This window comes from Pseudomonas sp. CM27, from assembly GCF_013179515.1.
GTDB lineage: Bacteria > Pseudomonadota > Gammaproteobacteria > Pseudomonadales > Pseudomonadaceae > Aquipseudomonas.
This window is the reverse complement of the sequence record NZ_JABMCN010000103.1, coordinates 1-12531: the sequence shown is the minus strand read 5'-3', so window position 1 is coordinate 12531 and position 12531 is coordinate 1. Positions and strand designations below refer to the sequence as shown.

Genomic DNA, 12531 nt, shown 5'->3' with positions numbered 1-12531 from the left:
GGCCGCGCCGTTGTTCCTGCGCGGGCGTGACTTCGACCTGAGTAGCGCCGATGGCAGCTGGAGCTGGCGCGGGACTGCGGCCGATGGCGCGCAAGTCGAACTAGGCGGCCTGCCGCTGCTCGACCTGCCCATGGAAAACGCTACCCTGGCTTTGCAGGCTTACCTGTTGATGGGCCTGCCTTGGGACGCAGGGCAGGTTCGCCAGGCGCTGCTGGATACCCGCATCACCGGTCGCCTCGACCGCCGGGTGCTGAGCTGGCAGGGCAAGCCGGTGGAGCTGCTGCTGGATGTGGGGCATAACCCCCATGCTGCGCAGTACCTGGCCCGACGCCTGGCAGCCCGGCCGCTCAAGGGGCGCCGCCTGGCGGTGTTCGGCCTGCTGGCGGACAAGGACCTGGGCGGTGTTGTCGCGCCGCTGCAGGGCCTGGTCGACCACTGGGCCGTGGCGCCGCTGGATACCCCGCGTAGCCGCCCGGCTGCAGAACTGGCTACGGCCTTGACGAACCTCGGCGCCGCAGTGAAGTCTTATGCCAGTGTCGACGCCGCCCTTGAGGGGCAATGCGCGCAGGCGACGGCGGATGACCAGATCCTGCTGTTCGGTTCGTTTTTCTGTGTTGCCCAGGCGCTGGAATGGCTGGAGCGGCACGCCCATGAGGGTGGAGTAGATGGCAGTGCTGGATAAAGGGATTAAACAGCGCATGGTGGGTGCGCTGGTGCTGGTGGCGCTGGCGGTGATTTTCCTGCCCATGCTGTTCACCCGCGAGGACGAGATGCGCCAGGTGCACGTCGAGGCCCCGCAGGCACCGGCCATGCCCAGCTTGCCGGAAGTGAAGGTAGAGCCGGTCGCCGTGCCGGAGCCACAGGTGATTCCGGAAGAACCGCAACCGGCGCCGGTGGTGGTCAACGAGTCGACGGCACCGGCCAGCCCCCCCAGCCAGCCGATCACGCCGTCGCCGCAGGCTCAGGCCCAGGCCCAACCGGTCAAGCCGCAGGCGTCGGCACCTGCAGCTAAAGTCGAGGCCAAGGCTGCAGCGCCCTCGAAGATCGATGTCAATGGCTTGCCGGTCAGCTGGTCTATCCAGTTGGCCAGCCTGTCCAACCGTGCAGGGGCAGAAAAGCTCCAGCAAACCCTGCGTAGCCAGGGTTACAACGCCTATATCCGTTCGGCGGGTGGCATGAACCGGGTGTACGTCGGGCCGCTGATCGAGCGGGCCGAGGCCGAGCGCGTGCGTGATGCGGTCAACCGCCAGAACAGTCTCAAGGGCTTTGTCGTGCGCTTCCAGCCCGAGCGCAGCTGATAGCCGCGGGGCGGCTATGCCGCCCATCACCGGCAAGCCAGCTCCCACCTCGACCGCATCGGCCTCAAGCCATGTGCAATCCCGGTGGAAGCAGCTGTTTTCCCCAGATTCCAGAAGCTTGCGCGATCCCTGTGGGAGCTGGCTTGCCGGCGATGAAGCAAACACCAATCCAGCTGACATTCCGCTTACTCCCAGCCCTGCGCTCTGGTAAAATGCGCCGCCTCAAACGTCTGCAGGCAGCACCGTGGCATTTACCCTGGTTGATTGGGCGATCATCGCGATCATCGCCGTCTCCACACTGATCAGTCTCAAGCGCGGCTTCGTCAAAGAGGCTTTGTCCTTGCTCATCTGGATCATTGCCGGTGCGGTTGCCTGGATGTTCGGCGGTTCGCTCTCGGTGTATCTTGAGAGCTATATCCAGACGCCATCGATGCGCGTCATCGCTGGCTGCGCCATTCTTTTCGTCGCCACCTTGCTGGTGGGGGCCATGGTCAACTTCCTGGTCGGCGAGCTGATCCGCGTGACCGGATTGTCCGGCACCGATCGTTTCCTGGGCATGGCATTCGGTGCCGCGCGCGGGGCTTTGCTGGTGGTGGTGGCCATAGGCCTGATCAGCCTGGGGCCGGTGCAACAAGATACCTGGTGGCAGGAATCACGCCTGATACCACAATTTCTCCTGGTCGCCGACTGGTCGAAAAACCTGATCCTGGGTTTTACCGGCCAATGGACGCCCGGTGGACTGATCAGCGCTCCCGCTGATCTTCCGTTCAAGGAACAGTTGCTCGGGCCTGCTAAGCCCTGAGCGCTATTCACTCAAGTTTCGTCAAAGTAGGGGTTGCGTCGCATGTGTGGCATCGTCGGTATCGTCGGTAAGTCGAACGTCAATCAGGCGCTGTATGACGCGCTTACGGTCCTCCAGCACCGCGGCCAGGACGCTGCCGGTATCGTGACCAGCCATGACGGCCGGTTGTTCCTGCGCAAGGATAATGGCCTGGTGCGCGATGTGTTCCAGCAGCGCCACATGCAGCGCCTGGTCGGCAGCATCGGCATCGGCCACGTGCGCTACCCGACTGCGGGCAGCTCGACCTCGGCCGAGGCCCAGCCGTTCTATGTCAACTCTCCGTATGGCATCACCCTGGCACACAACGGCAACCTGACCAACGTCGAGCAGCTGGCCAAGGAGATCTACGAGTCCGACCTGCGCCACGTCAACACCAACTCCGACTCGGAAGTGCTGCTGAACGTGTTCGCCCATGAGCTGGCGGTGCGCGGCAAGCTGCAGCCCACCGAGGAAGACGTATTCGCTGCAGTTTCCCACGTGCACAGCCGCTGCGTCGGCGGTTACGCCGTGGTGGCGATGATCACCGGCTACGGCATCGTCGGTTTCCGTGACCCTAACGGCATCCGCCCGGTGGTGTTCGGCCAGCGCCACACCGACGAAGGCGTGGAGTACATGATCGCCTCCGAAAGCGTGGCCCTCGACGTGCTCGGCTTTACCCTGATCCGCGACCTGGCCCCGGGCGAAGCGGTGTACATCACCGAAGGCGGCCAGCTGTTCACCAAGCAGTGCGCCGAAGCGCCAAAACTGCAGCCGTGCATCTTCGAGCACGTGTACCTGGCGCGCCCGGACTCGATCATCGATGGCATCTCGGTGTACAAGGCCCGTCTGCGCATGGGTGAAAAGCTGGCCGACAAGATCATGCGCGAGCGCCCCGAGCATGATATCGACGTGGTTATCCCGATCCCGGACACCAGCCGCACGGCCGCGCTGGAGCTGGCCAATCGCCTGGGCGTGAAGTTTCGCGAAGGCTTCGTCAAGAACCGCTACATCGGCCGTACCTTCATCATGCCCGGCCAGGCCGCGCGCAAGAAATCGGTGCGCCAGAAGCTCAACGCCATCGAGCTGGAATTCCGCGGCAAGAACGTGATGCTGGTGGACGACTCGATCGTGCGCGGCACCACCTGCAAGCAGATCATCCAGATGGCCCGTGAAGCTGGCGCCAAGAATGTCTACTTCTGCTCCGCAGCCCCGGCTGTACGCTACCCCAACGTCTACGGCATCGACATGCCGAGTGTTCACGAACTGATCGCCCACAACCGTACCACCGACCAGGTGGCCGAGTTGATCGGCGCCGATTGGCTGATCTACCAGGACCTCCCGGACCTGATCGATTCGGTCGGTGGCGGCAAGATCAAGATCGATCACTTCGATTGCGCGGTATTCAACGGTGAGTACGTCACCGGCGATATCGACGAAGCCTACCTCGAGCGTATCGAGCAGGCCCGTAATGACCTGGCCAAGGTCAAGCACCAGGCGGTCAGCGCGATCATCGACCTCTACAACAACTGATTCAGGGAGCGACGGCATGACGGATCAATGGGATGCCGGGCGACTGGACAGCGACCTCGAGGGTGTCGGATTCGACACCCTGGCGGTACGCGCCGGTCAAAACCGTACACCGGAGGGCGAGCACAGCGAAGCGCTGTTCCTGACCTCCAGCTATGTGTTCCGCACGGCAGCCGATGCTGCTGCGCGCTTTGCCGGTGAAACGCCGGGCAACGTCTACTCGCGCTACACCAACCCGTCCGTACGCGCCTTCGAGGAGCGGCTGGCGGCCATGGAAGGCGCCGAGCAGGCCGTGGGCACCTCCACCGGCATGGCGGCGATTCTGGCCGTGGTGATGTCGCTGTGCAGTGCCGGCGACCATGTGCTGGTGTCGCAAAGCGTCTTCGGCTCGACCATCAGCCTGTTCGAAAAATACTTCAAGCGCTTCGGCCTGCAGGTGGACTATGTGCCTCTGGTCGACCTCGGTGGCTGGGAACAGGCCATAAAAGCCAATACCAAGCTGCTGATCGTCGAGTCGCCATCCAATCCGCTGGCCGAGCTGGTCGATATCACCGCCCTCAGCGAAATTGCCCATGCTCGTGGGGCCATGCTGGTGGTCGACAACTGTTTCAGCACCCCGGCGCTGCAGCAGCCGCTGAAACTGGGCGCCGACATCGTGTTCCATTCGGCCACCAAGTTCATCGACGGCCAGGGTCGCTGCATGGGCGGCGTGGTTGCCGGCCGTGCCGAGCAGATGAAAGAAGTGGTGGGCTTCCTGCGTACCGCAGGCCCCACCCTCAGCCCATTCAACGCCTGGATCTTCACCAAGGGGCTTGAAACCCTGCGCTTGCGCATGCGCGCGCACTGCGAAAGCGCCCAGGCGCTGGCTGAATGGCTGGAGCAGCAGGATGGCGTGGAAAAGGTGCATTACGCCGGCCTGCCGAGCCACCCGCAGCACGAACTGGCCAAGCGCCAGATGAGTGGTTTTGGTGCGGTGGTCAGCTTCGAGGTCAAGGGTGGCAAGGAAGGCGCCTGGCGCTTCATCGACGCTACCCGGGTAATTTCGATCACCACCAACCTGGGTGACAGCAAGACCACCATCGCCCACCCGGCTACCACCTCCCACGGCCGCCTGTCGCCGCAGGAGCGAGAAGCCGCAGGTATCCGCGACAGCCTGATCCGCGTTGCCGTGGGCCTGGAAGACGTGGCCGACCTGCAGGCCGACCTGGCGCGTGGGCTGGCCGCGCTGTGATGGAGATCGGCGGCGCTGTGCCCGGCCACAACGGCCGGGTAGCCTTGGTAACCGGTGCCGCCCGCGGCATCGGCCTGGGCATTGCCGCGTGGCTGATCTGCGAAGGCTGGCAGGTGGTGCTCAGCGACCTTGATCGCTCGCGTGGTGCCAAGGCGGCCAAGGCCCTGGGCGACAATGCCTGGTTCATCACCATGGATGTCGCCGACGAGGCCCAGGTCAGCGCCGGGGTCTCCGAGGTGTTGGGCCAGTTTGGACGCCTGGACGCGCTGGTGTGCAACGCGGCCATCGCCAACCCGCACAACCAGACCCTCGAAAGCCTCAGCCTGGCGCAGTGGAACCGCGTGCTGGCGGTCAATCTCAACGGCCCGATGCTGCTGGCCAAGCATTGTGCGCCGTACCTGCGTGCGCACAATGGGGCGATCGTCAACCTGACGTCTACCCGGGCGCGCCAGTCCGAGCCTGACACCGAAGCCTATGCGGCGAGCAAGGGCGGCCTGGTGGCCTTGACCCATGCGCTGGCCATGAGCCTGGCCCCGGAGATCCGCGTCAATGCGGTGAGCCCGGGCTGGATCGACGCCCGCGACCCGTCACAGCGCCGTGCCGAGCCGTTGACCGAAGCCGACCATGCCCAGCACCCCACGGGCAGGGTAGGGACCGTCGAAGATGTAGCGGCCATGGTGGCCTGGCTGTTGTCGCGTCAGGCGGCTTTTGTCACCGGCCAGGAGTTTGTGGTCGATGGCGGCATGACCCGCAAGATGATCTACACCTGAGCGTGATGCTCTGCCCTGTCTTTTTGAAAAAAATTCAATGGGGCTATTGACTTAGCTTCGCCACCTGCGTAAATTTCGCGGCCTCAGCGAAGCAAACGCAACAAGCAACATCGCGGGGTGATTAGCTCAGCCGGGAGAGCATCTGCCTTACAAGCAGAGGGTCGGCGGTTCGATCCCGTCATCACCCACCACTTCCTGAGAGTTCCTGGTGCAAACGGTTTCGCAAGAAGCTGAATGCCGGAGAGGAATGCACTGCGCAGCGGTAGTTCAGTCGGTTAGAATACCGGCCTGTCACGCCGGGGGTCGCGGGTTCGAGTCCCGTCCGCTGCGCCATTTTCAAGTAACAGATGGGTGCCTGGCACCGGTCTGAAGCCACAAGGCAAATTGCCTTTGGCTGATCCCAGTTTCAATCGGGCGCAAGCCTGAACGATACGCAGCGGTAGTTCAGTCGGTTAGAATACCGGCCTGTCACGCCGGGGGTCGCGGGTTCGAGTCCCGTCCGCTGCGCCATCTTCGTTTCAAGGTCCCTAGAACACCTTGAAGCACACACAGAGGAAGCGATCACGTCATCGCTTTTTTTGTGCCTGCCCTGAGGCCACTGCGCCGGAAGGGTAGACCCAGGTTTCAATCGGGCGCAAGCCTGAATGATACGCAGCGGTAGTTCAGTCGGTTAGAATACCGGCCTGTCACGCCGGGGGTCGCGGGTTCGAGTCCCGTCCGCTGCGCCATCTTCGCCTCAAGGCCCCTTGAACGCCTTGAAGCTACGAAAAAAGCGACCTTCGGGTCGCTTTTTTCGTTTCTGCACCTGGCGATCCTTTGTCTTTACCCGGATTTACACCAACCTGACAGGTTCTTCACCGACCAGCGGTTCCTGTGCCTGCCTGCTGTGTTGCACAATAGGCACCTTCTCGACATACCCGGAATTCGCAATGACCAGATCTTCCGTCTTTGGTGCGCTCGGGCTGGCCCTGGTGCTGGCGGGGGTGAGCGGTTGCTCTTCGAAAAAGGCCGCCGTCTACGAGCACGAGAACTTCGATGACTCGGGCACCTACTCGCGCAGCTTTCCGGTGAGCGACGCCGGCTCTTGCGAGGCCGCCCGGCGTGCCTTGCTCAGCCAGGGCTACATCATCACCAACAGCGGCGCCAACCAGGTGGTGGGTAACAAGAGCTTTCAGCAGAACAGCGACAATCACCTGCAGATCAGCTTCAACGTCACCTGCGCACCGGACGCGAGTGACGAGCAGCGCTCGACCATGTTCGCCAACGCCCTGCAGGATCGCTACGCGCTGAAAAAGTCCAACACCTCTGCCAGCCTGGGTGTGGGGGTGCTCGGTTCGGTGTCGATGCCGATCGGCTCCAGTGACGACTCGATGGTCAAGGTGGCCAGCGAGACGGTGACGGCGGCGCAGTTCTATGACCGCTATTTCGCTTTGGTGGAGAGCTACCTGCCCAAGCCGAAGAAAGTGGACAAGCCCAAGGCCGAGGCGCCCAAGGCCGAAAAGCCGACCGTGACCCTCGGCCTGCCCGAGCAGGCTGTTGCGGCTCCAGCTCCAGCTCCAGCTCCAGCTCCGGCTCCGGCTCCGGCTCCAGCCCCAGCCCCAGCCCCTGAAGCGGCACCGGTGCCTGAGGCTGCTGCACCGGCCACTGAGGCGGTAGCGGCGCCAGTAGTGGATGACAGCCAAGGCTCGCAGCCTGTGGTACCGCCCGCGGATGCGGCGCCGATTCAGGTACAGCAAGACGCGCAGCCTGCCGAAGCCGCTTCCCCCTCTCTTTGATCGACCGGTGCGGAACGTACACAACTTCTGTAACAGACGCGCGGCGATAACTTCCGGAACACCTGCTACGTTTACCACTCATAAGCTTGTCATCATTTCTTCACCCTACCTGCTTAGGTTGAAGGCGATACCGACCAAGATAAAATGAGCAAGAGGACGCAGGGCCATGGATGAATACCAGGAAGAACTACTCGAAACCCAGGCTTACGAACTGGACACCCCGGAACCGGCTGACGACGCCACCGAGCTTTAGCCCGCCCGCCGCTGGCTGCGGCGGAACTCCCCCGGCGTAAGGCCCGTCCAGCGCTTGAACGCGCGCTGGAAGGCCTCGGCCGACGCAAATCCCAACAGATAGGCAATTTCGCCGAAGGCCAGCTCCGTATCGCGGATGTAGGTTTCGGCGAGGTCGCGCCGTGTTTCGCTGAGCAAGTCGCGAAACCGCGTGCCTTCCTCGGCCAGCCTGCGGCGTAGCGTCCAGGTCGGCAGTTGCAGGTGCAGCGCCACTTCTTCCAGGTCCGGTTCACGGCCACCATGCAGCAGCGGGCCAAGCAGGTGCGTGATGCGCTCACCCAGGCTGCGCACCCGTGTGCGCTGCTGCAACTCGCCCTCGCAAAGTTGAAGCAGGTGCTGCCAGGTGCTCGGGCAATGCCGTGGGTTGGCCAGCTGCAGCGTAGCCTGGCTCAGGCGTAGCTGGTTGCCGTCGGCATTGAACTGCACGGGTGAGCTGCACAGGGGCTGGTAACTGGCAACATAGGCGGGCGCGGCGAATTCTATTTCCAGGCGTTCGGCGTGCACCGGCGTACCGGCCAGGTCCGCAAGTTGTGCCAGCCAGCCAGCCAGCAGCGAGTCGACCACAAAGCGGTTGTAGGCGTTGTAAGGGCTGATGGAGTAGAAGCGCAGCCAGGCACCGTGGGCATCTTCATGGAAGCTGGAGTGCCCACGGTAGTTGGCCGCATACAGCGGCTCGAAGCGCAGCAGGGTACGCGCCGCCTCGCCCAGGGTGGGCGCCTGGGCCGCAGTGACCCCGGCCAGGCCGGCATGCGCCAGGCGGCTCAGGCGCCCCATGTACAGGCCCAGCGCAGGCTCCCCGCACAGTTCGATGGCGGCGTGGCCCAGGTGCATGTAGCGGGGGATCGACAAGCGCGCGCCCGCTGTACCCAGGCGTGCCGCGTCCAGGCCATAGCGGCGCAGCAGCGGCTCGGGGTCATGGCCCAGCTGGAGCAGGGCTTCGCTCAGCGGCTGGACAAAGCCGACCGACAGGTCGCCCAGGCGCACGCGGGGGCGGGGCATGGGCCTACAACCACAGGTTCAGCAGGCGGGCGCCGGGGCTTGGCGTACCCGCCAGCAACTCACCCGACTGGCGTGCAAAGCCCTGGCCATCACCGGCCTGTTCCCAGAACTGCCCCCGCATGAACACGCTGATGCTGCTGACGCTGGCTCCGGCTGCCTCGGTCAGGCGTTGCCAGGCGGTGCGCTCGCTGACTTCGCCGCGCTGCAAGGCAAGCCCGTTGCTGGCCTGCTGATGACGATTGCCACGCCACGGCGCGTCCCAGCTGCCCTTGCCGGTCAGGAACACCGGGTTGGCAATCAGCTGTACCGACTGCTGTGCCAGCTGTTGGTGGTTCTGCGGGTACCAGCTGTCGCTGCCCACCAGCACGCCCAGGCGCCCGGCAGGGGTTTGCACGACCTGCAACGGGTGCTGGCGGCCATCGTGAACGTAGCGGCGCATTTCGCTGTCGGGGAACTGCTGGCGCTGGGGCTCGCCCAGCAGCGAGCCGTCACCGGCAAACACCACGCTGCTGTTGAACAGCGGGCCACGGCCGGCATGCAGTACGCCGTGTTTCACATAGGGCGCAGGCAGCACGATGGAGCCGGCTACCAAGGTAACGCCGAACTCCTTGGCCAGGCCGCCGAACAGTTGCTGGTAGTCCGCCGCCATCTGTTCGGCCTTCATGCGCAGGTGCGCATCGGCGCGCCAGTCGTCGCCGTCGCTGCCGAGCATGGCCAGGCCGTAGCGCAGCGGGTTGCTCAGCTCCAGCCATTGCAGGGCCTCGCGGCTTTGTGTCACCTGGTAAAGCTCGTTTTTCTCACCGCGCGCCCACAGCCAGGTGCCGATGTGCTCCGGCAGCACCACCACTGTGCGTGGGCTGACCAGCCCGTGGGCACGCGCCTGCTCCAGGTAAGCGGCCAGCTTGCGGTGCAGGCGCTGCAGGTTCTGGTAATCACTGGGGTAGAGCAGTGGCTCGACGCCCAGCAGGTTGCCGCGCTCACCTGGCACCCCATGGTTGAGTGCCAGCTCGATGCGCAGGTCGGACAGGTAGTGGCCTTCCGGGCGCTGCTGGGTCCAGAAGCCGTAGCCGCAAAGGGCGGCGATCATCACCAGCGCCAAGGCGCTTGCCAGGAGTTTTCGCATTGAACCGTGTCTATTTCAGTTGAAACCGTGACAAGGGTACGAGCAAACCGTCTGCCAGCGGAAGGTCATTTGTTCATAACCTGCTATCGACGCCACCAAGGATACCCCACCGGGACAATTGCGCGACCAGCTGTTCGATAGGGTCATGAACTTGTGAGTTAAGATCATTGAGCAGATTCAAACGGCTGTTTAATGTCGCTGACAGACAATCGACGGGGCCCGGTGAGGCACCCGCATTCCGTGATCACGCCACCTGGGGACCTTTCCATGGCCGCCGACCGCTACCCGCACCTGCTCGCACCGCTGGACCTGGGCTTCACCACCTTGCGTAACCGTACGCTCATGGGCTCGATGCATACCGGCCTGGAAGAACGCCCCGGTGGTTTCGAGCGCATGGCGGCGTATTTTGCCGAGCGCGCCCGTGGTGGCGTCGGCCTGATGGTGACCGGTGGTATCGCGCCCAACGATGAGGGTGGGGTGTACTCCGGTGCGGCCAAGCTCAGCACCGAAGAAGAGGCCGACAAGCACCGCATTGTCACCGAGGCGGTACATGCTGCCGATGGCAAGATCTGCCTGCAGATCCTGCATGCCGGGCGGTATGCCTACAGCCCGCGCCAAGTGGCGCCGAGTGCGCTCCAGGCACCGATCAACCCGTTCAAGCCCAAGGAACTGGACGAAGCGGGCATCGAGAAGCAGATCGCCGACTTCGTCAATTGCGCGGTGCTGGCCCAGCGCGCGGGGTATGACGGCGTCGAGATCATGGGTTCGGAAGGCTACTTCATCAACCAGTTCCTCGCTGCCCATACCAATCACCGTACCGATCGCTGGGGCGGCAGTTATGCGAACCGCATGCGCCTGGCGGTCGAGATCGTCAGCCGGGTGCGTGGCGCGGTGGGGCCGAATTTCATCATCATCTTCCGCCTGTCGATGCTCGACCTGGTGGAGGGGGGCAGCACCTGGGACGAGATCGAGCTGCTGGCCAAGGCCATCGAGCAGGCTGGCGCGACCCTGATCAACACCGGCATCGGCTGGCACGAAGCGCGTATCCCGACCATCGCCACCAAGGTGCCGCGCGCGGCGTTCAGCAAAGTTACCGCCAAGCTGCGCGGCGTGGTGAGCATTCCGTTGATCACCACCAACCGCATCAACACCCCCGAGGTGGCCGAGGCGGTGCTGGCCGAGGGTGATGCGGACATGGTTTCGATGGCTCGGCCGTTCCTGGCCGACCCGGATTTCGTCAACAAGGCGGCCGCCGGCCGGGCTGATGACATCAACACCTGCATCGGCTGCAACCAGGCCTGTCTGGATCACACCTTCGGCGGCAAGCTGACCAGCTGCCTGGTCAACCCGCGTGCCTGCCATGAAACCGAACTCAACTACCTGCCTGTGCGGCAGGTGAAGCGTATTGCCGTGGTCGGCGCAGGCCCGGCCGGCCTGGCTGCGGCCACGGTGGCGGCCGAGCGTGGCCACACGGTGACCCTGTTTGACGCCGCCAGCGAAATCGGCGGGCAGTTCAACGTGGCCAAGCGCGTGCCGGGCAAGGAGGAATTCAATGAAACGCTGCGTTACTTCCGCAACAAGGTGGCCAGCACGGGCGTGAACCTGCGCCTGAATACCCGTGTCGACGTCCAGGCGCTGGTAGACGGTGGCTTTGACGAGATCATCCTGGCCACCGGTATCGCCCCACGCACCCCGGCCATTCCCGGGGTCGAGCATGCCAAGGTGCTGAGCTACCTGGATGTGCTTCTCGAGCGCAAGCCGGTGGGCAAGGCGGTTGCGGTGATTGGTGCGGGCGGCATCGGTTTTGACGTTTCCGAGTACCTGGTACACCAGGGCGTGGCCACCAGCCAGGACCGTGATGCGTTCTGGAAGGAGTGGGGCATCGATCGCCATCTTGAAGCGCGCGGTGGTGTGGCCGGGATCAAGGCCGAGCCGCATGCCCCGGCGCGTCAGGTATTCCTGCTGCAGCGCAAGAAATCCAAGGTGGGTGATGGCCTGGGCAAGACCACCGGCTGGATTCACCGGACCGGGCTGAAGAACAAGCGGGTGCAGATGCTGAGCAGTGTCGAATACCTGGGTATTGACGACGCCGGCTTGCATATTCGCGTGGCGGACGGCGAGCCGCAGGTGCTGCCGGTGGACAACGTGGTGATCTGCGCCGGGCAGGATCCCTTGCGCGAACTGCAGGAAGGGCTGGTGGCGCAGGGGCAGTCGGTGCACTTGATAGGCGGGGCTGATGTGGCGGCCGAACTGGATGCCAAGCGGGCGATCAATCAAGGGTCGAGACTGGCGGCTGAGCTTTGAGGATGCCGGGGCCGCTATGCGGCCCATCGCCGGCAAGCCAGCTCCCACAGGTACCGCGTAGCTTTTCAGGCCTGTGGGAACTGGCCTGTCGGCGATGGGCGCAAAGCGACCCGATTTCCCTGTAAACTGCGATGCATGCATGCACTCGAGCTTCCCCCAGCCCCCCTGCAACCCCTGAGCCTGCATTGGCTGCAACACGGCGGGGTTGAAGCCGCGATCCTCCGCCTGGACCTGATCGACCCGCTGATCAGCGGCAACAAGTGGTTCAAGCTTCGCCATCATCTGCAGCAAGCTGGCAACAGCAAAGCCCCGGGCTTGATCAGCCTCGGCGGCAACCATTCCAACCACCTGCACGCGCTTGCCGCCGCCGGCAAGCGCTTCGGCTTTGCCACC

General features: G+C 64.0%; 10 protein-coding genes, 4 tRNA genes and 1 pseudogene. 13 read left to right on the top strand and 2 right to left on the bottom strand.

The window, feature by feature from the left end; genetic code table 11:
* The 11 genes from HP547_RS14570 to HP547_RS14520 form a co-directional block, all read left to right on the top strand.
* A partial coding sequence (locus tag HP547_RS14570) for a glutamate ligase domain-containing protein (protein ID WP_372242894.1) occupies positions 1-682 on the top strand: 682 nt, incomplete at its 5' end.
* Positions 666-1298, top strand: coding sequence for an SPOR domain-containing protein (locus tag HP547_RS14565; protein WP_172286666.1), 633 nt, complete (start codon positions 666-668; stop codon positions 1296-1298). The genes HP547_RS14570 and HP547_RS14565, both read left to right, overlap by 17 nt.
* A 244-nt stretch (positions 1299-1542) precedes the next feature.
* Positions 1543-2100, top strand: a complete 558-nt coding sequence (locus HP547_RS14560) for a CvpA family protein (protein WP_172218586.1) — start codon at positions 1543-1545, stop codon at positions 2098-2100.
* A gap of 42 nt (positions 2101-2142) precedes the next feature.
* On the top strand, positions 2143-3648 hold the full coding sequence (purF, locus tag HP547_RS14555; protein ID WP_172218585.1) for an amidophosphoribosyltransferase: 1506 nt from the start codon (positions 2143-2145) through the stop codon (positions 3646-3648).
* Positions 3649-3664: 16 nt separating this feature from the next.
* Entirely contained in the window at positions 3665-4876 is a 1212-nt protein-coding gene (locus HP547_RS14550; protein ID WP_172218584.1) for an O-succinylhomoserine sulfhydrylase, read from the top strand.
* Positions 4876-5646, top strand: a complete 771-nt coding sequence (locus tag HP547_RS14545; RefSeq protein WP_172218583.1) for an SDR family oxidoreductase — start codon at positions 4876-4878, stop codon at positions 5644-5646. The genes HP547_RS14550 and HP547_RS14545 overlap by 1 nt, the downstream gene beginning before the upstream one ends.
* Before the next feature lie 115 nt (positions 5647-5761).
* Positions 5762-5837: transfer RNA gene (locus HP547_RS14540), tRNA-Val, on the top strand.
* Between the two features lie 65 nt (positions 5838-5902).
* Positions 5903-5979, top strand: a tRNA-Asp gene (locus HP547_RS14535).
* A gap of 100 nt (positions 5980-6079) precedes the next feature.
* A tRNA-Asp gene (locus HP547_RS14530) sits at positions 6080-6156 on the top strand.
* 141 nt (positions 6157-6297) lie between these two features.
* Positions 6298-6374: transfer RNA gene (locus HP547_RS14525), tRNA-Asp, on the top strand.
* Positions 6375-6575: 201 nt separating this feature from the next.
* On the top strand, positions 6576-7421 hold the full coding sequence (locus HP547_RS14520; RefSeq protein WP_172286665.1) for a DUF2242 domain-containing protein: 846 nt from the start codon (positions 6576-6578) through the stop codon (positions 7419-7421).
* Between the two features lie 249 nt (positions 7422-7670).
* On the opposite strand, the gene HP547_RS14515 is transcribed toward HP547_RS14520, so the two are convergent.
* Together HP547_RS14515 and HP547_RS14510 are read right to left on the bottom strand one after the other, a co-directional pair.
* Complete coding sequence (locus HP547_RS14515; protein ID WP_172218578.1) at positions 7671-8711, bottom strand: AraC family transcriptional regulator; 1041 nt, start codon at positions 8709-8711, stop codon at positions 7671-7673.
* Between the two features lie 4 nt (positions 8712-8715).
* Positions 8716-9834: a nitrilase-related carbon-nitrogen hydrolase gene (locus HP547_RS14510; RefSeq protein ID WP_172218577.1), complete on the bottom strand. Its 1119-nt coding sequence runs from the start codon at positions 9832-9834 to the stop codon at positions 8716-8718.
* Positions 9835-10101: 267 nt separating this feature from the next.
* Here HP547_RS14510 and HP547_RS14505 point away from each other — a divergent pair, with 267 nt between their 5' ends.
* Together HP547_RS14505 and HP547_RS14500 are read left to right on the top strand one after the other, a co-directional pair.
* Entirely contained in the window at positions 10102-12138 is a 2037-nt protein-coding gene (locus HP547_RS14505) for an NADPH-dependent 2,4-dienoyl-CoA reductase (RefSeq protein WP_172286664.1), read from the top strand.
* A 135-nt stretch (positions 12139-12273) separates the two neighbouring features.
* Positions 12274-12531 (top strand): annotated as a pseudogene (locus HP547_RS14500) (1-aminocyclopropane-1-carboxylate deaminase); the annotation flags it as partial.